This window comes from Pseudomonas sp. BNK-30 (assembly GCF_047456185.1).
Lineage (GTDB): Bacteria > Pseudomonadota > Gammaproteobacteria > Pseudomonadales > Pseudomonadaceae > Aquipseudomonas > Aquipseudomonas putida_E.
In genome coordinates this window covers 5,268,318-5,287,739 of record NZ_CP179904.1, presented here as the reverse complement: position 1 = coordinate 5,287,739, position 19,422 = coordinate 5,268,318, and the positions used below count along the sequence as shown (strand labels likewise).

Genomic DNA, 19,422 nt, shown 5'->3' with positions numbered 1-19,422 from the left:
TGGCCGGCAAAGCCAAGCGTGTAAAACGGGGGGATGATGAAAGGCACAGCCAACGATTGTTGCCAGTTGCGCATGGCACTACACTGCCCCAACGCTCGATACTCAACAGTTCAGTAATTAAATTTCGTACAAGGATTGCCTCTATGCTGCGCAAACTTTCACTGGCGATTGCCGTGTCTTGTGCGTCCAACGGAGTGGCCTGGGCAGCGGATGTGCCCATGACGGTCAAGACTGACCTGGTCAGCGTCTACCAGGAAGCGGTCGACAACAACGCCGATCTTGCCGCCGCCCGCGCCGATTATGGCGCGCGCCGCGAAGTGGTGCCCCAGGCCCGCGCCGGCCTGCTGCCCAACCTGTCGGCAGGTGCCGAAATGATGAACACCCGCACCAAGCTCGACGAACCCTCGATCACCTCCAACCGCAGCGGCAACGCCTGGAGTGCAACCCTGGCGCAACCTGTCTTCCGCGCCGACCGCTGGTTCCAGTTGCAGGCCGCCGAAGCTGTCAATGAGCAGGCAGCGCTGGAGTTGTCTGCCACCGAACAGAATCTGATCCTGCAGACCGCGCAAAGCTACTTTGCCGTGCTGCGAGCCCAGGACAACCTTGCAGCCACCAAGGCCGAAGAGTCGGCTTTCAAGCGCCAGCTCGACCAGTCCAACGAACGTTTCGATGTCGGCCTGTCCGACAAGACCGACGTGCTGCAGTCCCAGGCCAGCTATGACACCGCCCGGGCCAACCGGATCATCGCCGAACGCCAGGTGCAGGATGCCTTCGAGGCATTGGTGACCCTCACCAACCGCGAATACACGTCGATCCAAGGCGTTGTCCACACCTTGCCCATACAGGTGCCCACGCCCAACGATGCCAAGGCCTGGGTCGAGACTGCCGGGCGGCAGAACCTCAACCTGCTGGCAACCAACTACGCAGTCGATGCCGCCGAAGAAACCCTGCGCCAGCGCAAGGCCGGCCACGCCCCGACACTGGATGCGGTAGCCAAGTACCAGAAAGGCGACAACGACAGCCTGGGCTTCACCAACCCTTCGCAACTGGGCGTGCGCTATAGCGGTGACGTGGAGCAGACCAGCATCGGCCTGCAACTGAACATTCCGATCTACAGCGGCGGCCTGACCAGCTCGCAGGTACGCGAGGCATACCAGCGCCTGAGCCAGAGCGAGCAACAACGCGAGAGCCTGCGCCGCCAGGTGGTGGAGAACACACGCAACCTGCACCGTGCCGTGAATACCGATGTGGAACAGGTGCAAGCGCGCAAGCAGTCGATCATTTCCAACCAGAGCGCGCTGGAAGCCACCGAGATCGGTTACCAGGTCGGTACCCGCAACATCGTCGACGTGCTCGATGCCCAGCGCCAGCTGTACACCTCGGTTCGCGACTACAACAACAGCCGGTACGACTACATTCTCGACAACCTGAGCCTGAAGCAGGCAGCCGGCACCTTGAGCCCACAGGACCTGGTGGACCTCAAGCGGTACCTGAAGGCGGACTACAACCCGGACAAGGACTTCCTGCCACCGGACCTGGCGGCGGCAGCGGCGAAGAACTTCGAACGCAGGCCTTGAGGTAGGCGCTGGTTTCTTCGCGGGTAAACCTGCACCCACAGGGCTTGCGCCAGTGTTTCGACAATGCGCCTACCCTGTGGCCGGCTTGCCGGCGTGCCCGTCAGGCAGTCACTGCAATCGTCGAATCAAAGCGTTGGATGGGCGCATCCGAAAACCCACTACTCGCAGGCTCGGGGGCAAACGCAGGCCGGCCCTGGGATCAACGATCTCAGGGGCGCAGTGAAAAGCCCTTGGCATATACTTCCCGATCTTCCCGGCCATCCGTGAAGCCTCCCAAAAAAAACCCAGGGCAAATGCCCTGGGTTTTCGATGAAGCGGGACGTCTTACCGGCCTGGAGTTGCTCTAGAACGGAATATCGTCATCAAAGCTGTCAAAGTCAGCAGCCGGCTGCGGCGCGGGCTGTTGCGGCGCTGGGCGCTGCTGGGCCTGTTGCGGGCGCGGGGCCTGCTGACGCGGTGGGGCCTGGTTGTACTGTTGCTGCTGGCCACCCTGGTTGTAGTTGTTACCACCACCCTGGTTGTACTGGTCGCCGCCACCTTGCTGGTTCTGCGGACGGCCACCGAGCAGCTGCATGGTGCCCTGCATGTCGACGATGATTTCGGTGGTGTAACGCTTGATGCCGTCTTTTTCCCACTCGCGGGTCTGCAGCTTGCCTTCGATGTACACCTGCGAACCCTTGCGCAGGTATTCGCCAGCGATTTCAGCAACCTTGCCGAACATCGACACACGGTGCCACTCGGTACGCTCGACCTTTTGGCCCGACTGCTTGTCGGTCCACTGCTCGCTGGTAGCCAGGCTCAGGTTGGTCACGGCGTTACCGTTGGGCAGGTAGCGGACTTCGGGATCCTGGCCACAGGTGCCGACCAGAATGACTTTGTTAACCCCACGGGCCATAACGTTCTCCTAGGCTTCGCACGCCGATGAGGCTGGGTTCACCAGACGCTCGAGGGTCGCACGGTCCAAAATTTTCGTATCCAGTTTGATATAGATGGCAGCTTCTTCTGCCACCACAACGGCGTCGGTCACACCCGGCACGGCCATCAGGCGCTCGGTCAGGCCGGCTTCCCGGACTGCCTCAGGCGTCAGTGGCATGCGCAGGCTGGTCACATAAGGCGGCTCGTTCATGCGCAACGCGACCACCAGCCATACGGCACACAGCACCGCGCAACCGAGGAACACCGTGTTCAGCCCACCGTGCTGGAACAGCCAGCCACCAAGGATTCCACCCAGCGCTGCGCCAAGGAACTGGCTGGTGGAATACACTCCCATCGCCGTCCCCTTGCCGCCAGCAGGCGACACCTTGCTAACCAGCGACGGCAGCGATGCCTCCAGCAGGTTGAATGCAGTAAAGAATACCACGGTGCCAATCACCAGTCCGCGCAAGTTGTCAGCCCACTGCCAGAAGAACACCTCCACCAGCAGCAACACACTGACCGCTCCGGCCAATACGCGTTTCATCTTGCGCTTTTTTTCGCCGTAGATGATGAACGGGACCATTGCAAAAAATGAGATGAACAGCGCGGTCAGGTATACCCACCAATGCTCTTCCTTGGGCAAGCCGCCGCGCTCGACGAAGGCCAGAGGCAGCGCGACGAAGCTCGCCATGAGGATCGCGTGGAGGATGAGGATACCGGTGTCCAGGCGCAGAAGGTCCGGATGGCGCAGGGTTGGGCCGAGTGCCTGGCGCGCCACACCCGACTCGCGGTGCTGCAAAGTGCTGTGGGTGTTGGGCACGACAAAAGCGATCAGCAAAATGCCGACCAGGGCAAGTCCTGCCGTGGCGAGGAACAATCCTGACAGGCCGAAGGCGCTGGTGAGAAGCGGGCCGACGACCATCGCCACGGCGAACGACAGGCCGATGCTCATGCCGATCATGGCCATGGCCTTGGTACGGTGCTGCTCGCGGGTCAGGTCGGACAGCAGCGCCATGACTGCCGCAGAAATTGCCCCGGCGCCTTGCAGAATGCGCCCGGCAATCACGCCCCAGATGGAGTCGGCTTGAGCCGCCAGCACACTGCCCAGGGCGAAGATCACCAGGCCCAGATAGATCACCGGACGTCGCCCGATGCGGTCGGAAATCATCCCGAACGGGATCTGAAAAAACGCCTGGGTCAGGCCATAGGCACCGATGGCCAGGCCGATCAGCGCGGGCGTGGCGCCGGCCATGTCCATGCCGTAAGTGGCCAGCACCGGCAGGACCATGAACATGCCCAGCATACGAAAGGCAAAGACCAGGGCCAGGCCGCCAGCGGCGCGCGTTTCGCTGCCACTCATGCGCTCGTTGTGGGTGTCGTGCATGGATTAACCTCGTGTGAACCGGCGGCGATTCTATCAGTCCGACAGCTTGACGGCATCTACGCGACGCTTTGCCGCGTACTGGCAGCGCGCCGTATACTTCCTTGTTTATGCCCGCCAAGCGAGGCCGCAGTGGACAAGATCCTGATTCGTGGGGCACGTACCCACAACCTGAAGAACATCGACCTGACCCTGCCGCGGGACAAGCTGATCGTGATCACCGGCTTGTCCGGGTCGGGGAAGTCTTCCCTGGCATTCGATACCTTGTACGCCGAGGGTCAGCGCCGCTATGTGGAATCGCTGTCGGCCTACGCCCGGCAATTCCTGTCGATGATGGAAAAGCCTGACGTCGACACCATCGAAGGCCTGTCGCCCGCCATCTCCATCGAGCAGAAGTCGACTTCGCACAACCCGCGTTCGACGGTAGGTACCATCACCGAAATCTACGACTACCTACGCCTGCTTTATGCTCGCGTGGGTACGCCGCGCTGCCCGGACCACGACATTCCGCTGGAGGCGCAGACCATCAGCCAGATGGTCGACCTGGTGCTGGAGCGCCCGGAAGGCAGCAAGCTGATGCTGCTGGCACCGGTGATCCGCGAGCGCAAGGGTGAGCACCTGGCCGTGTTCGACGAATTGCGTGCCCAGGGCTTCGTTCGGGCACGCGTCAACGGCAAGCTCTACGAACTCGACGAACTGCCCAAGCTGGACAAGCAGAAGAAGCACAGCATCGATGTGGTAGTGGACCGCTTCAAGGTCCGCGCCGACCTGCAACAACGCCTTGCCGAGTCATTCGAGACCGCTCTCAAGCTGGCCGACGGCATCGCCCTGGTTGCACCGATGGACGATGAGGAAGGCGAAGAGACGATCTTCTCCGCCCGCTTCGCCTGCCCGGTCTGCGGCCATGCGATCAGCGAGCTGGAGCCCAAGCTGTTCTCCTTCAACAACCCGGCCGGCGCCTGCCCGACCTGCGACGGCCTGGGGGTGAAGCAATTTTTCGATATCAAGCGTCTGGTCAACAGCGAGCTGACATTGGCCGAGGGTGCTATCCGCGGCTGGGATCGGCGCAACGTCTATTACTTCCAGATGCTTGGCTCGCTGGCAGCGCATTACGACTTCAGCCTGGAGGAGCCGTTCGGCGAGCTTTCGGCCGAACACCAGAAAGTGATCCTGCAAGGCAGCGGCAAGCAGAGCGTCGACTTCAAGTACCTGAACGACCGTGGCGATATCGTCAAGCGTTCGCACCCGTTCGAAGGGATCGTGCCCAACCTGGAGCGGCGTTACCGCGAGACCGAGTCGGCCACGGTGCGCGAGGAGCTGGCCAAGTTCCTCGGCACCCAGCCCTGCCCCGACTGCCGCGGCACCCGCCTGCGCCGGGAAGCCCGTCATGTCTGGGTAGGCGAAAAAACCCTGCCGGCGGTGACCAACCTGCCTATCGGTGAAGCCAGCAGCTACTTCGGCGAGCTGACCTTGACCGGGCGTCGCGGTGAAATCGCTGCAAAGATCCTCAAGGAAATCTGCGAACGCCTACAGTTTCTGGTCAACGTCGGCCTGGACTACCTCACTCTGGATCGCAGTGCCGACACCCTGTCCGGCGGCGAAGCGCAGCGGATCCGCCTTGCCAGCCAGATTGGCGCAGGGCTGGTCGGGGTGATGTATATCCTTGATGAGCCGTCCATCGGTCTTCATCAACGCGACAACGACCGCCTGCTCGCCACCCTGAACCACCTGCGCGATCTGGGTAATACCGTGATCGTGGTCGAGCACGACGAAGACGCCATTCGCCTGGCTGACTACGTGGTGGACATCGGCCCGGGTGCCGGCGTACACGGTGGCCAGATCGTTGCCGAAGGCACGCCTCAGGAAGTCATGGCACATCCCGACTCGCTGACCGGGAAGTACCTGTCTGGGCGCAAGAAAATCGCTGTACCGGCCAAACGCACCCCCCGCGACAAAAAGCTATCCCTCAAGCTCAAGGGTGCGCGTGGCAACAACCTACAGAACGTTGATCTGGAAATCCCGATCGGTCTGCTGACCTGCGTGACTGGCGTATCCGGCTCGGGCAAGTCGACGTTGATCAACAACACGCTGTATCCGCTGGCCGCTACAGCCCTCAATGGTGCGAGCAGCCTGGAAGCCGCCCCGCACAGCAACATGGATGGCCTGCAGCACCTGGACAAGGTTGTCGATATCGACCAGAGCCCGATCGGCCGCACACCGCGTTCGAACCCGGCGACCTATACCGGCATCTTTACCCCGATTCGCGAGCTGTTTTCCGGCGTGCCGGAATCGCGCTCGCGCGGCTACGGCCCAGGGCGTTTCTCGTTCAACGTGAAGGGCGGGCGTTGCGAGGCGTGCCAAGGCGATGGGCTGATCAAGGTGGAGATGCACTTCCTGCCAGATATCTACGTGCCGTGCGACGTGTGCAAGAGCAAGCGCTACAACCGCGAAACCCTGGAGATCAAATACAAGGGCAAGAACATCCACGAGGTGCTGGAAATGACCATCGAGGATGCTCGCGAATTCTTCGATGCGGTGCCGGCCCTGGCGCGCAAGCTGCAAACCCTGATGGATGTGGGGCTGTCTTACATCAAACTGGGGCAGTCGGCGACCACGCTGTCGGGCGGTGAAGCGCAAAGGGTCAAGCTCTCACGCGAACTGTCCAAGCGCGATACTGGCAAGACGTTGTACATCCTTGACGAGCCGACCACCGGCCTGCACTTCGCCGATATCCAGCAGTTGCTGGATGTGTTGCATCGCCTGCGCGACCACGGCAACACCGTGGTGGTTATCGAACATAACCTCGATGTGATCAAGACCGCGGACTGGTTGGTTGACCTGGGCCCGGAGGGTGGTTCAAAGGGTGGGCAAATTATTGCCAGCGGTACACCGGAAGAGCTGGCAAAGATGAAGCAGTCGTACACAGGGCACTATCTCAAACCGCTTCTGGAGCGTGACCGGGCCTGATCTGCCTGTGCATGAAAAAGCCCCTGGTTACCGATGGTGCCGGGGGCTCTTTTTTAGTCTGTGGATAACTTACATCTGCGACTGCAGGTAGTTTTCCAGGCCGATGGCCTTGATCAGGCCCTGCTGCTTCTCAAGCCAATAGGTGTGATCTTCTTCGGTATCGGCCAGCTGGGCACGCAGGATATCGCGACTGATGTAGTCCTTGTGCAGCTCGCACAGCTCGATGCCCTTGCACAGGGCGGCACGAACCTTGTACTCAAGCTTGAGGTCCGCTTCGATCATTTCGGGCACGGTACTGCCCACTTCCAGGTCATCCGCGCGCATATCGGGGGTGCCTTCGAGCATGAGGATACGCCGCATCAGCGCATCGGCGTGCTGGGTTTCCTCTTCCATCTCATGGTTGATGCGTTCGTAGAGCTTGGACAGGCCCCAGTCTTCGTACATGCGCGAGTGAATGAAGTACTGATCGCGTGCGGCCAGTTCGCCCTTCAGCAACGTGACGAGATAATTGATTACGTCCGGGTGACCTTGCATCGCCCTGATTCTCCGTGTGGATACGTCTAATGAAACATAGTTTGAACCAGGAATTGCTTGCGGTCACTGAAAACTGCGCAATCAGGGGCAAAAAATCGGGTAAACAGTAGTGATATTCATTGAAAAACCGCCCAAATGAGGGCGGTTCTTCTTATCACTTCGAGTTAGGCGAGACTCACGCCCAATGCCTTGGCGATGCCTTCACCGTAGGCTGGGTCAGCCCTGAAGAAGTACTGCAACTGACGCTGGATGACATCTTCACTGACGCCCGCCATGGTTCCAGCGATATTGCTGATCAGCAGTGCCTTTTGCTCATCGCTCATCAAGCGGAACAGTGCACCGGCGTGGCTGTAATAGTCGTTGTCTTCACGGTGATCGTAGCGATCAGCTGCTCCATTGAGGGCCAATACTGGTTCGCCATGGTCAGGCGACTGCTTAGGCGCGTCGCGATAGCTGTTGGGCTCGTAATTGGGCGCACCGCCATAACTACCAAAAGCCATCGAACCATCACGCTGGTAGCTATTGACCGGGCAGCGTGGCGCGTTGACGGGCAACTGCTGATGGTTGGTGCCCACGCGGTAGCGATGCGCATCGGCATAGGCGAACACGCGGCCCTGCAGCATGCGATCTGGCGAAAGCCCCACGCCCGGCACCATGTTGCTCGGGCCAAACGCTGCCTGCTCGACTTCGGCGAAATAGTTGAGCGGGTTGCGGTTAAGTTCCAGCACACCTACCTCGATCAACGGATAGTCCTTCTGCGACCAGGTCTTGGTCACATCGAACGGATTTTCATCGCGACTGGCCGCCTCCTCTTCAGTCATGACCTGAATGCACACGGTCCAACGCGGGTAGTCTGCGCGTTCGATGGCCTCGAACAGGTCGCGCTGGGCGTAGTCAGGGTCTGTACCGGCCAGGCGCGCAGCATCGGCGGGCGTAAGGTTCTTGATGCCTTGTTGGGTCTTGAAGTGCCATTTGACCCAGGTACGCTCGCCAGCAGCGCTGATCAGGCTATAGGTGTGGCTGCCGAAGCCGTGCATGTGGCGGTAGCCGTCCGGGATGCCACGATCAGAGAACAGGATGGTGACCTGGTGCAACGCCTCCGGCGAATGCGACCAGAAGTCCCACATCATCTGGGCGTTCTTCAGGTTGGTTTGTGGGTGGCGCTTCTGGGTGTGAATAAAGTCCGGGAATTTGAGCGGGTCACGAATGAAGAAAACCGGGGTGTTGTTACCCACGATGTCCCAGTTGCCTTCCTCGGTGTAAAACTTTACTGCAAAGCCACGAGGATCACGCTCGGTATCTGCCGAACCGCGCTCGCCACCGACGGTAGAAAAACGCAGGAAGGTTTCAGTCTGCTTACCAATCGTGTCGAACAGCTTGGCCTTGGTATATCGAGTGATGTCCTGGGTGACTGTAAAGGTGCCATAGGCTCCGGAGCCCTTGGCGTGTACACGCCGTTCAGGGATGTTCTCTCGGTTGAAGTGAGCGAGTTTCTCGATCAGGTGGAAATCGTCGAGCAGCAGCGGGCCGCGCGGGCCAGCAGAGCGGGAATTCTGGTTGTCAGCTACGGGGGCACCGCTGGCGGTGGTGAGAATCTTGCTCATGGGCTCTCCATATCGGTCTTGGACTGCCGGCGAACCGGCTTGGATAGGAGTATCGACGAGCGGTTGTTTCAAAACAAATTCATTACATGCCTTGTATCAATAGAAATAAACAATACCTGCAGAAACAAAAAACCGGGCACTAGGCCCGGTTTTTTGTAGCAGACAGAACGTCTTACTCGGCAGCTTCTACAGCACCACCGACTGGACGATCAACCAGCTCGACGTACGCCATAGGCGCGTTGTCGCCAGCGCGGAAACCGCACTTCAGGATGCGCAGGTAGCCGCCCTGACGGGTGGCGTAGCGCTTGCCCAGATCGTTGAACAGTTTGCCAACAGCCGACTTCGAACGGGTACGGTCGAAGGCCAGACGGCGGTTAGCAACGCTGTCTTCCTTGGCCAGGGTGATCAGCGGCTCGGCAACGCGGCGCAGTTCCTTGGCTTTCGGCAGGGTGGTTTTGATCAGCTCGTGCTCGATCAGCGACACAGCCATGTTCTGGAACATAGCTTTGCGGTGAGAGCTGGTACGGCTCAGGTGACGTCCACTTTTACGATGACGCATGATTCATTCCTTACCAAACACTACGTTCGGTGATTACGACGATCAGGCGGTCGCCTTGTCGTCTTTCTTAAGACTTGCAGGCGGCCAGTTGTCGAGGCGCATGCCGAGAGACAGACCACGAGAGGCCAGCACGTCCTTGATTTCAGTCAGGGACTTCTTGCCCAGGTTAGGAGTCTTCAACAGCTCTACTTCGGTACGCTGAATCAGGTCGCCGATGTAGTAGATGTTCTCCGCCTTGAGGCAGTTGGCCGAACGTACAGTCAGTTCCAGGTCGTCAACCGGACGCAGCAGGATCGGATCGATCTCGTCTTCCTGCTCGACTACGACAGGCTCGCTGTCACCTTTGAGGTCGACGAACGCGGCCAACTGCTGTTGCAGGATGGTCGCAGCGCGGCGGATAGCCTCTTCAGGATCCAGGGTGCCGTTGGTTTCCAGATCAATGACCAGCTTGTCCAGGTTGGTACGCTGTTCAACACGGGCGTTCTCGACCACATAGGCGATACGACGCACCGGGCTGAACGAAGCGTCCAGCTGCAGACGGCCAATGCTACGGCTTTCGTCTTCGTCGGTTTGACGGGAGTCAGCCGGCTCGTAACCGCGACCACGAGCTACAGTGAGCTTCATGTTCAGGGCGCCGTTGGACGCCAGGTTCGCGATTACGTGATCGGGGTTGACGATCTCGACATCGTGATCCAGCTGAATATCGGCAGCGGTAACCACCCCCGAACCCTTTTTCGACAAGGTCAGCGTAACTTCGTCACGACCGTGCAGTTTGATAGCCAGGCCTTTAAGGTTCAACAGGATTTCAATTACGTCTTCCTGTACACCTTCGATCGCGGAGTACTCATGGAGTACGCCATCGATCTCGGCCTCGACTACTGCACAGCCAGGCATGGAGGACAACAGGATGCGGCGCAGCGCGTTGCCCAGGGTATGGCCGAAGCCACGCTCGAGAGGCTCGAGCGTGATCTTGGCGCGGGTCGGACTGACTACCTGCACATCAATATGGCGGGGAGTCAGGAACTCATTTACCGAAATCTGCATGGATGCACCTATTTTCTAGCCCTTACTTGGAGTAGAGCTCGACAATCAGGTTTTCGTTGATGTCGGCAGACAGGTCGCCGCGAGCAGGAACGTTCTTGAAAACGCCCGACTTCTTAGCGGAATCTACGTCTACCCACTCAACGCGGCCACGCTGGGCGCACAGTTCAAGGGCTTGAACAATGCGCAGCTGGTTCGACGACTTCTCGCGAACCGCGACCACGTCACCCGGACGAACTTGGTAGGATGGAATGTTTACAGTCTTACCGTTGACGCTGATCGCTTTGTGCGAAACCAGCTGACGGGACTCGGAACGAGTCGAGCCGAAGCCCATACGGTAGACGACGTTATCCAGACGGCACTCGAGCAGTTGCAGCAGGTTCTCACCGGTTGCGCCTTTTTTCGAGGCAGCAGCCTGGTAGTAACCGCGGAACTGACGCTCCAGAACACCGTAGATACGACGGACTTTTTGTTTCTCGCGCAGCTGGGTACCGTAGTCGGACTGACGGCCACGGCGCTGGCCGTGGATACCTGGGGCTGCTTCGATGTTGCACTTCGATTCCAGAGCGCGAACGCCGCTCTTCAGGAACAGGTCGGTGCCTTCACGACGAGACAGTTTGCATTTTGGACCAATGTAACGTGCCATTCTTCTGTCTCCTGATTACACGCGGCGCTTCTTCGGCGGACGGCACCCGTTGTGCGGGATTGGCGTCACGTCGGTGATGCTGGCGATCTTGTAGCCGCAGCTGTTCAATGCACGAACGGCGGACTCACGACCTGGACCTGGACCCTTGACGTTTACGTCGAGGTTCTTAAGACCGTATTCCAGCGCAGCTTGACCAGCACGCTCAGCAGCGATCTGAGCTGCGAACGGGGTGGATTTGCGCGAACCACGGAAACCCGAACCACCGGAGGTCGCCCAGGACAAAGCATTGCCCTGACGGTCGGTGATGGTCACGATGGTGTTGTTGAAAGACGCATGGATGTGGGCGATGCCATCAACCACTGTCTTTTTTACTTTCTTACGAGGACGAGCAGCAGGTTTTGCCATGTCTATATTCCTGGGCGATTACTTGCGGATCGGCTTACGCGGGCCCTTACGGGTGCGTGCGTTGGTCTTGGTGCGCTGACCGCGAACCGGCAGACCTTTACGATGACGCAGGCCGCGGTAGCAACCCAGGTCCATCAAGCGCTTGATCTTCATGTTGACGTCACGACGCAGGTCACCTTCGGTGGTGAACTTCGCAACTTCGCCACGCAGGGTTTCGATTTGCTCGTCGCTCAGATCCTTGATCTTAGCGGCTGGATTTACACCAGCATCTGCACAGATCTTCTGTGCAGTTGTGCGACCGACACCATAGATGTAGGTCAGCGAGATAACAGTATGCTTGTTATCTGGAATGTTGACGCCTGCAATACGGGCCATTCAGTGGGACTCCAATTGACAGCTACCTACGCCCCGGAAGCCAAGAAATAGGGCGCGAGATAATATCGCTGTAGAAACGAATAATCAACCCAGCAGCACACTAGCTGCTGGGTTTGAAACGCAGATCACACTCAGCCTTGGCGCTGTTTGTGACGCGGTTCCGAGCTGCAGATCACTCGTACGACGCCTTCGCGACGGATGATCTTGCAGTTGCGGCACAGCTTTTTCACCGATGCACGAACTTTCATTACCGACTCCTCGAACCTTAGGGGCGTATCAGCGCAGCAAACCGCTGCCACCGTAGCCTTTCAGGTTGGCTTTCTTCATCAGGGATTCGTACTGGTGCGAAACGAGGTGCGATTGTACTTGGGACATGAAGTCCATCACAACCACTACCACAATCAGCAACGAGGTCCCGCCAAGGTAGAACGGCACATTTGCTGCCACCACCAGGAACTGGGGCAGAAGGCAGACGGCCATCATGTAAAGAGCACCGAACATGGTCAGACGAGTCAGAACGCCATCAATGTAGCGCGCCGACTGCTCACCAGGACGGATACCCGGAATAAAGGCACCGGACTTCTTCAGGTTTTCCGCTACGTCTTTCGGGTTGAACATCAACGCTGTGTAGAAGAAGCAGAAGAAAATGATCCCTGCACTAAACAGCAGAATGTTCAACGGCTGACCAGGAGCGATCGACTGCGAGATGTCCTGCAGCCAGCCCATACCTTCGGACTGACCGAACCAGGCACCCAGCGAAGCCGGGAACAGCAGAATGCTGCTCGCGAAAATGGCCGGGATAACCCCCGCCATGTTCACTTTAAGCGGCAAGTGGCTGGTCTGCGCTGCAAAGACCTTGCGGCCCTGCTGACGCTTGGCGTAGTGAACGGCGATACGACGCTGACCACGCTCAATGAACACCACGAAACCGATAATCGCTACTGCCAGCAAACCGATAGCGACCAGGGCGAAAATGTTGATATCGCCTGTGCGCGCAGACTCGAAAGACTGCCCGATTGCTCTCGGAAGACCGGCAACGATACCTGCGAAAATCAACATCGAGATACCGTTGCCCACACCGCGCTCGGTGATCTGCTCACCCAGCCACATCATGAACATCGCGCCTGCCACAAACGTGGAAACCGCGACGACATGGAAGCCAAGGCCCGCAGAAAACGCCACGCCCTGGTTGGCCAGGCCAATGGACATGCCAATGGCTTGAACCAGCGCCAGAATAACGGTGCCGTAGCGGGTGTACTGGCTGATCTTGCGACGGCCAGCTTCACCTTCCTTCTTCAACTGCTCCAGTTGCGGGCTGACCGCGGTCATCAGCTGCATGATGATCGATGCCGAGATGTACGGCATGATCCCCAATGCAAAGATGCTCATGCGCTCAAGCGCGCCACCGGAAAACATGTTGAACAAGCTAAGAATGGTCCCCTCATTCTGCCGAAACAGATCCGCCAGACGGTCCGGATTGATGCCTGGAACCGGGATATGCGCACCTATCCGATAGACGATGATCGCCATGAACAGAAAGCGCAGACGAGCCCAGAGTTCCGACATCCCGCCCTTACCGAGCGAAGAGAGAGCACCTTGCTTAGCCATTTATTCCTCGAATTTGCCGCCAGCTGCTTCGATAGCCGCACGCGCACCCTTGGTGGCTGCGATACCCTTGATGGTGACTGCGCGAGTAACTTCGCCAGACAGCATGATTTTCACACGCTGAATGTGCTGGTTGATCACGTTGGCATCCTTCAGGGATTGCACGGAGATCACGTCGCCTTCCACTTTGGCCAGCTCGGACAGACGCACTTCTGCGCGGTCCATGGCCTTCAGGGAAACGAAGCCGAACTTCGGCAGGCGACGGTGCAGCGGCTGTTGACCGCCTTCGAAGCCCGGAGCGATCGAACCACCCGAACGGGAGGTCTGACCTTTGTGGCCACGGCCGCCGGTCTTGCCCAGACCGCTACCGATACCACGACCCGGACGATGCTTTTCGCGACGGGAACCCGGCGCTGGACTCAGATCATTGAGTTTCATCGATTAACCCTCGACGCGCAGCATGTAGTAAGCCTTGTTGATCATCCCGCGGTTCTCGGGAGTATCCTGGACTTCTACAGTGTGACCGATGCGACGCAGACCCAGACCTTTAACGCACAGTTTGTGGTTAGGGATACGGCCCGAGACGCTCTTGATCAGCGTTACTTTTACGGTTGCCATGATCAGAAGATCTCCTCAACGCTCTTGCCGCGCTTGGCAGCAATGGACTCAGGAGATTGCATGGCTTTCAGACCCTTGAAGGTGGCGTAAACCACGTTCACTGGGTTGGTCGAACCGTAGCACTTGGCCAGGACGTTCTGAACACCAGCAACTTCCAGGACAGCACGCATGGCGCCGCCGGCGATGATACCGGTACCTTCCGAAGCAGGCTGCATGTAAACCTTCGAGGCGCCGTGGGCGGCCTTGGTGGCGTACTGCAGGGTGGTGCCCTTCAGGTCAACCTGGATCATGTTGCGACGAGCAGCTTCCATGGCTTTCTGAATCGCGGCAGGTACTTCGCGCGATTTGCCACGGCCGAAGCCGACGCGACCTTTACCATCACCAACCACGGTCAGCGCGGTGAAGGTGAAGATACGGCCGCCTTTAACGGTTTTAGCTACGCGGTTAACTTGAACCAGCTTCTCGATGTAGCCTTCGTCGCGCTTTTGATCGTTATTTGCCATAACTTAGAACTCCAGCCCGCCTTCACGAGCAGCATCAGCCAGCGCTTTGACGCGGCCATGGTACTTGAAGCCGGAACGGTCAAAGGCAACTTGAGATACACCGGCGGCTTTCGCACGCTCAGCTACCAGCTTGCCAACCTTAGTGGCCGCGTCGATGTTGCCAGTGGCGCCATCACGCAGGTCTTTGTCCAAGGTCGAGGCGCTTGCCAAAACCTTGCTGCCGTCGGCCGAAATGACCTGGGCGTAGATGTGCTGCGAGGAGCGGAACACGCACAGGCGCACGACTTCGAGTTCGTGCATCTTGAGACGTGCTTTGCGAGCGCGACGCAGTCGAGTAACTTTTTTGTCGGTCATTTGCTAGGCCCTACTTCTTCTTGGCTTCTTTACGACGGACTACTTCGTCCGCGTAACGCACACCCTTGCCTTTGTAAGGCTCTGGCGGACGGAAGTCGCGGATTTCAGCGGCCACCTGACCTACCAGCTGCTTGTCGATACCCTTGATCAGGATGTCGGTTTGGCTGGGAGTTTCAGCAGTGATACCGGCTGGCAGTTCGTAGTCCACTGGATGCGAGAAGCCCAGAGCCAGGTTCAGGACGGTGCCTTTAGCCTGTGCCTTGTAACCAACACCGACCAGCTGGAGCTTGCGCTCAAAGCCTTGGCTTACGCCCTGGACCATGTTGTTGACCAGAGCACGGGTAGTACCGGCCATGGCGCGAGCTTGCTGATCACCGTTGCGAGCGACGAAACGCAGTTCGCCGGACTCTTCGGTAACTTCAACAGACGAGTGAACGTTCAGTTCGAGAGTGCCTTTGGCACCCTTCACCGAAAGCTGCTGACCGGCGAATTTGACTTCGACACCAGCTGGCAGCTTAACGGGGTTCTTAGCGACGCGAGACATGCCTATCTCCCCTTAGAACACTGTGCACAGAACTTCGCCGCCGACACCGGCAGCGCGCGCAGCGCGGTCAGTCATCACACCTTTGTTGGTGGAGACGATAGACACGCCCAGGCCGCCACGAACTTTCGGCAGGTCTGTGACGGACTTGTACTGGCGCAGGCCAGGACGGCTGGAACGCTTCAGTTCCTCGATGACCGGACGGCCTTCGAAGTACTTGAGTTCGATCGACAGGGACGGCTTGGCCTCACCAGTAACCTGGTAGCCAGCGATGTAACCTTCGTCTTTCAGAACTTTGGCAACCGCGACCTTCAGAGTGGAGGAAGGCATGCTTACGACGGACTTTTCAGCCATCTGGGCATTACGGATGCGAGTTAGCATGTCCGCTAACGGGTCCTGCATACTCATGGGCTAGATGCTCCTGATACAAGAATTATTAGCCTTGCGGCTATCACAACCACCCAAGCAGGCAGGGTAAAAACCCGGGCTCAGGTGAGCCGGTCATTCTAGACACAAGACAGAAACGAAACAAGCCCCATGAAGGGGCTTGTTTGTTGGCGAGAACACCGGCGGTCGGAAGATTACCCCCCTTCCGCCAGGGTCACACCTGCAGCGATTACCAGGAGGCCTTGACCAGACCTGGTACGTCACCGCGCATTGCGGCTTGACGCAGCATGTTACGGCCCAGGCCGAACTTACGGTATACACCGTGAGGACGACCGGTCAGGCGGCAACGGTTGCGCAGACGCGCAGCGCTGGCATCACGTGGCTGCTTCTGCAGAGCGACAACGGCAGCGAAACGCTCTTCAGGAGAGGCGTTCAGGTTGACGATGGTCGCTTTCAGCTCAGCACGCTTTTTGGCGAACTTGGCTACCGTGAGCTGACGCTTCAGCTCGCGGTTTTTCATGCTCTTCTTGGCCATTTTCCTACTCCAATCAGTTGCGGAACGGGAATTTGAATGCACGCAGCAGAGCGCGGCCTTCGTCATCCGAACGAGCAGTGGTGGTCAGGGTGATGTCCAAACCGCGCAGAGCATCGATCTTGTCGTAATCGATTTCCGGGAAGATGATCTGCTCTTTCACGCCCATGCTGTAGTTGCCACGGCCATCGAAGGACTTGGCATTCAGGCCGCGGAAGTCGCGGACCCGAGGCAGGGAGATCGCCAGCAGGCGGTCCAGGAATTCGTACATCTTTTCGCGACGCAGGGTCACCTTGACACCGATCGGCCATCCTTCACGGACTTTGAAGCCCGCGATGGATTTACGAGCGAAAGTCACAACCGGCTTTTGACCGGTGATCTTTTCCAGGTCGGCAACAGCGTGCTCGATGACTTTCTTGTCGCCGATCGCTTCGCCCAGGCCCATGTTCAGGGTGATCTTGGTAACGCGCGGAACTTCCATCACGTTCGACAGCTTAAGTTCTTCCTTAAGCTTAGGAGCGATTTCGTTCCGGTAAATCTCTTTCAGTCGTGCCATGGTCTTCTACCTAGCAGTGTTCAAGCATCAACCGCTTTTTGGGTCGACTTGAAGACACGAATTTTCTTACCGTCTTCTACTTTGAAACCAACGCGGTCAGCCTTGTTGGTTTCGCCATTGAAGATGGCAACGTTGGAAGCGTGCAGAGGCGCTTCTTTTTCGACGATACCGCCCTGAACGCCCGCCATCGGGTTAGGCTTGGTATGACGCTTGACCAGGTTCACACCACCGATGACCAGACGGTCGTCAGCGAGAACCTTCAGCACCTTACCGCGCTTACCTTTGTCTTTGCCGGCGATCACGATGATCTCGTCGTCACGACGAATCTTTTGCATGTCGGATCTCCTTACAGCACTTCAGGGGCGAGCGAGACGATCTTCATGAACTTCTCAGTACGAAGTTCACGGGTCACTGGCCCGAAGATGCGAGTGCCGATCGGCTCTTGCTTGGTGTTCAGCAGAACAGCAGCGTTGCCGTCGAAACGAATGATGGAACCGTCAGCGCGACGTACACCGTGACGGGTACGGACGACAACAGCGGTCATCACCTGGCCTTTTTTGACCTTACCGCGCGGAATTGCTTCCTTGACGGTTACTTTGATGATGTCACCGATGCCGGCGTAACGGCGGTGCGAACCACCGAGCACCTTGATGCACATGACGCGACGAGCGCCGCTGTTATCGGCCACATCGAGCATGGATTGAGTCTGAATCATAAAATTTCTCCGACCCCTAGCCCTTAGACTTCAACAGCGCGTTCGAGGACTTCAACCAGTGCCCAGGACTTGGTCTTGGCCAGCGGACGGGTTTCACGGATGGAAACCTTGTCGCCGATTTTGCACTGGTTGGATTCGTCGTGCGCGTGCAGCTTAGTCGAACGCTTAACGTATTTACCGTAGATCGGGTGCTTGACGCGACGCTCGATCAGAACGGTGATGGTCTTGTCCATTTTGTCGCTGACGACACGGCCAGTCAGCGTACGGACGGTTTTTTCAGCTTCAGCCATGATCACTTACCTGCCTGCTGGTTAAGCACAGTTTTCACGCGAGCGATGTCACGCTTAACTTGCGAGAGCAGGTGCGACTGCCCCAACTGGCCAGTTGCCTTCTGCATACGCAGATTGAACTGGTCGCGCAGCAAGCCGAGCAGTTGCTCATTCAGTTGCTGTGCAGATTTTTCACGAAGTTCATTCGCTTTCATCACATCACCGTCCGCTTAACAAAGGAGGTGGCGAGAGGCAGCTTTGCAGCAGCCAGGGCGAAAGCTTCGCGCGCCAGCTCTTCAGAAACACCCTCGATCTCGTACAGGACTTTGCCTGGCTGGATCTGGGCAACCCAGTATTCCACGGAACCCTTACCTTTACCCATACGAACCTCGAGAGGCTTCTTGGAGATCGGCTTGTCCGGGAAGACACGGATCCAGATCTTGCCGCCACGCTTAACGTGACGGGTCAGAGCACGACGTGCCGACTCGATCTGGCGGGCGGTGAGGCGACCGCGAGCAACAGCTTTCAGGGCGAATTCGCCGAAGCTGACTTTGCTACCGCGCAGTGCCAGACCACGGTTGTGGCCGGTCATCTGCTTGCGGAATTTTGTACGCTTTGGTTGCAACATTTGGCGTACCCCTTACTTAGCAGCTTTTTTACGAGGCGCTGGTGCTTGTGGTTTCAGTTCTTCTTGGCGACCACCAATAACTTCGCCTTTGAAGATCCAAACCTTCACACCGATCACACCGTAAGTGGTGTGAGCTTCGTAGGTGTTGTAGTCGATATCGGCACGCAGGGTGTGCAGAGGCACACGACCTTCGCGATACCACTCGGTACGAGCAATCTCAGCACCGCCGAGACGACCGCTCACCTGGATCTTGATGCCCTTGGCACCAATACGCATGGCGTTCTGTACGGCGCGCTTCATGGCGCGACGGAACATTACGCGGCGTTCCAGCTGCTGAGCTACGCTCTGCGCAACCAGCATAGCGTCGAGTTCCGGCTTGCGGATCTCTTCGATGTTGATGTGCACAGGCACACCCATCTGCTTGGTCAGGTCCTGACGCAGCTTCTCGACATCCTCACCTTTCTTACCGATAACGATACCGGGACGAGCGGTGTGGATGGTGATGCGTGCAGTTTGAGCCGGACGATGAATATCGATACGGCTTACGGACGCGCTTTTTAGTTTGTCTTGGAGGTACTCACGCGTTTTCAGATCCTTCAAGAGGTAATCTGCGTAAGTAGCACCGTCTGCGTACCAGACGGAGGTGTGCTCCTTGACGATTCCCAGGCGAATGCCAGTGGGATGTACTTTCTGACCCATCTGATCGACTC

Annotated in this window: 27 protein-coding genes; 2 read left to right on the top strand and 25 right to left on the bottom strand. The window is 58.2% G+C overall.

Going from position 1 to position 19,422, the window contains the following annotated elements:
- Window positions 1-143 precede the first annotated feature (143 nt).
- Window positions 144-1,577 (top strand): TolC family outer membrane protein, encoded by a 1,434-nt coding sequence (locus tag ACMGGN_RS24535; RefSeq protein ID WP_115273751.1) that lies wholly within the window; start codon window positions 144-146, stop codon window positions 1,575-1,577.
- A 343-nt stretch (window positions 1,578-1,920) separates the two neighbouring features.
- Here the strand turns inward: ACMGGN_RS24535 and ACMGGN_RS24530 are convergent, their stop codons facing one another.
- Window positions 1,921-2,472, bottom strand: coding sequence for a single-stranded DNA-binding protein (locus ACMGGN_RS24530; RefSeq protein ID WP_012316509.1), 552 nt, complete (start codon window positions 2,470-2,472; stop codon window positions 1,921-1,923).
- Between the two features lie 9 nt (window positions 2,473-2,481).
- Window positions 2,482-3,876, bottom strand: a complete 1,395-nt coding sequence (locus tag ACMGGN_RS24525; RefSeq protein WP_414156338.1) for an MFS transporter — start codon at window positions 3,874-3,876, stop codon at window positions 2,482-2,484.
- 129 nt (window positions 3,877-4,005) lie between these two features.
- Here ACMGGN_RS24525 and uvrA point away from each other — a divergent pair, with 129 nt between their 5' ends.
- On the top strand, window positions 4,006-6,840 hold the full coding sequence (gene uvrA, locus ACMGGN_RS24520) for an excinuclease ABC subunit UvrA (protein WP_251962409.1): 2,835 nt from the start codon (window positions 4,006-4,008) through the stop codon (window positions 6,838-6,840).
- 69 nt (window positions 6,841-6,909) lie between these two features.
- Here uvrA and bfr read toward each other — a convergent pair whose 3' ends face one another.
- The 23 genes from bfr to rpsC all read right to left on the bottom strand — a co-directional run bounded on the left by bfr (window position 6,910) and on the right by rpsC (window position 19,411).
- A complete protein-coding gene (bfr, locus tag ACMGGN_RS24515) occupies window positions 6,910-7,374 on the bottom strand; it encodes a bacterioferritin (RefSeq protein ID WP_012316512.1) in 465 nt (154 codons plus the stop codon).
- A 164-nt stretch (window positions 7,375-7,538) separates the two neighbouring features.
- Window positions 7,539-8,978: a catalase gene (locus ACMGGN_RS24510; RefSeq protein WP_204919008.1), complete on the bottom strand. Its 1,440-nt coding sequence runs from the start codon at window positions 8,976-8,978 to the stop codon at window positions 7,539-7,541.
- A 172-nt stretch (window positions 8,979-9,150) separates the two neighbouring features.
- Window positions 9,151-9,537, bottom strand: coding sequence for a 50S ribosomal protein L17 (gene rplQ, locus ACMGGN_RS24505; RefSeq protein ID WP_003255451.1), 387 nt, complete (start codon window positions 9,535-9,537; stop codon window positions 9,151-9,153).
- Between the two features lie 42 nt (window positions 9,538-9,579).
- Complete coding sequence (locus ACMGGN_RS24500; protein WP_003255452.1) at window positions 9,580-10,581, bottom strand: DNA-directed RNA polymerase subunit alpha; 1,002 nt, start codon at window positions 10,579-10,581, stop codon at window positions 9,580-9,582.
- Between the two features lie 22 nt (window positions 10,582-10,603).
- A complete protein-coding gene (gene rpsD / locus ACMGGN_RS24495; RefSeq protein WP_012316514.1) occupies window positions 10,604-11,224 on the bottom strand; it encodes a 30S ribosomal protein S4 in 621 nt (206 codons plus the stop codon).
- 15 nt (window positions 11,225-11,239) lie between these two features.
- A complete protein-coding gene (gene rpsK / locus ACMGGN_RS24490; RefSeq protein WP_003255454.1) occupies window positions 11,240-11,629 on the bottom strand; it encodes a 30S ribosomal protein S11 in 390 nt (129 codons plus the stop codon).
- An 18-nt stretch (window positions 11,630-11,647) separates the two neighbouring features.
- Entirely contained in the window at window positions 11,648-12,004 is a 357-nt protein-coding gene (rpsM, locus tag ACMGGN_RS24485) for a 30S ribosomal protein S13 (RefSeq protein WP_012316515.1), read from the bottom strand.
- Window positions 12,005-12,135: 131 nt separating this feature from the next.
- Window positions 12,136-12,252 carry a 50S ribosomal protein L36 gene (gene rpmJ / locus ACMGGN_RS24480; RefSeq protein ID WP_046788135.1) on the bottom strand — a complete coding sequence of 39 codons (117 nt, stop codon included), beginning with the start codon at window positions 12,250-12,252 and terminating at the stop codon, window positions 12,136-12,138.
- Between the two features lie 28 nt (window positions 12,253-12,280).
- The gene (secY, locus tag ACMGGN_RS24475) at window positions 12,281-13,612 is read right to left on the bottom strand and encodes a preprotein translocase subunit SecY (RefSeq protein WP_003255459.1); all 1,332 of its coding nucleotides are present in this window, start codon (window positions 13,610-13,612) and stop codon (window positions 12,281-12,283) included.
- On the bottom strand, window positions 13,613-14,047 hold the full coding sequence (gene rplO / locus ACMGGN_RS24470; protein ID WP_003255461.1) for a 50S ribosomal protein L15: 435 nt from the start codon (window positions 14,045-14,047) through the stop codon (window positions 13,613-13,615).
- A 3-nt stretch (window positions 14,048-14,050) separates the two neighbouring features.
- Window positions 14,051-14,227, bottom strand: a complete 177-nt coding sequence (rpmD, locus tag ACMGGN_RS24465; protein WP_008089798.1) for a 50S ribosomal protein L30 — start codon at window positions 14,225-14,227, stop codon at window positions 14,051-14,053.
- A gap of 2 nt (window positions 14,228-14,229) precedes the next feature.
- Entirely contained in the window at window positions 14,230-14,730 is a 501-nt protein-coding gene (gene rpsE, locus ACMGGN_RS24460) for a 30S ribosomal protein S5 (RefSeq protein WP_003255465.1), read from the bottom strand.
- Window positions 14,731-14,733: 3 nt separating this feature from the next.
- Entirely contained in the window at window positions 14,734-15,084 is a 351-nt protein-coding gene (gene rplR / locus ACMGGN_RS24455; protein ID WP_008089801.1) for a 50S ribosomal protein L18, read from the bottom strand.
- A 10-nt stretch (window positions 15,085-15,094) separates the two neighbouring features.
- Window positions 15,095-15,628: a 50S ribosomal protein L6 gene (gene rplF, locus ACMGGN_RS24450; protein WP_009681972.1), complete on the bottom strand. Its 534-nt coding sequence runs from the start codon at window positions 15,626-15,628 to the stop codon at window positions 15,095-15,097.
- A gap of 12 nt (window positions 15,629-15,640) precedes the next feature.
- Window positions 15,641-16,033 carry a 30S ribosomal protein S8 gene (rpsH, locus tag ACMGGN_RS24445; protein WP_008089805.1) on the bottom strand — a complete coding sequence of 131 codons (393 nt, stop codon included), beginning with the start codon at window positions 16,031-16,033 and terminating at the stop codon, window positions 15,641-15,643.
- A 208-nt stretch (window positions 16,034-16,241) separates the two neighbouring features.
- Window positions 16,242-16,547: a 30S ribosomal protein S14 gene (rpsN, locus tag ACMGGN_RS24440; RefSeq protein ID WP_012316516.1), complete on the bottom strand. Its 306-nt coding sequence runs from the start codon at window positions 16,545-16,547 to the stop codon at window positions 16,242-16,244.
- Window positions 16,548-16,560: 13 nt separating this feature from the next.
- On the bottom strand, window positions 16,561-17,100 hold the full coding sequence (gene rplE / locus ACMGGN_RS24435) for a 50S ribosomal protein L5 (RefSeq protein ID WP_012316517.1): 540 nt from the start codon (window positions 17,098-17,100) through the stop codon (window positions 16,561-16,563).
- Between the two features lie 20 nt (window positions 17,101-17,120).
- Window positions 17,121-17,435 carry a 50S ribosomal protein L24 gene (gene rplX / locus ACMGGN_RS24430; protein WP_003255476.1) on the bottom strand — a complete coding sequence of 105 codons (315 nt, stop codon included), beginning with the start codon at window positions 17,433-17,435 and terminating at the stop codon, window positions 17,121-17,123.
- A gap of 11 nt (window positions 17,436-17,446) precedes the next feature.
- Window positions 17,447-17,815, bottom strand: coding sequence for a 50S ribosomal protein L14 (rplN, locus tag ACMGGN_RS24425; protein WP_008089810.1), 369 nt, complete (start codon window positions 17,813-17,815; stop codon window positions 17,447-17,449).
- 23 nt (window positions 17,816-17,838) lie between these two features.
- Complete coding sequence (rpsQ, locus tag ACMGGN_RS24420) at window positions 17,839-18,105, bottom strand: 30S ribosomal protein S17 (RefSeq protein WP_008089812.1); 267 nt, start codon at window positions 18,103-18,105, stop codon at window positions 17,839-17,841.
- A 2-nt stretch (window positions 18,106-18,107) separates the two neighbouring features.
- Entirely contained in the window at window positions 18,108-18,299 is a 192-nt protein-coding gene (gene rpmC / locus ACMGGN_RS24415; protein WP_002555481.1) for a 50S ribosomal protein L29, read from the bottom strand.
- On the bottom strand, window positions 18,299-18,712 hold the full coding sequence (gene rplP, locus ACMGGN_RS24410) for a 50S ribosomal protein L16 (RefSeq protein ID WP_003255479.1): 414 nt from the start codon (window positions 18,710-18,712) through the stop codon (window positions 18,299-18,301). The genes rpmC and rplP overlap by 1 nt, the downstream gene beginning before the upstream one ends.
- A gap of 12 nt (window positions 18,713-18,724) precedes the next feature.
- Window positions 18,725-19,411: a 30S ribosomal protein S3 gene (gene rpsC, locus ACMGGN_RS24405; RefSeq protein WP_003255481.1), complete on the bottom strand. Its 687-nt coding sequence runs from the start codon at window positions 19,409-19,411 to the stop codon at window positions 18,725-18,727.
- Window positions 19,412-19,422: the final 11 nt, after the last annotated feature.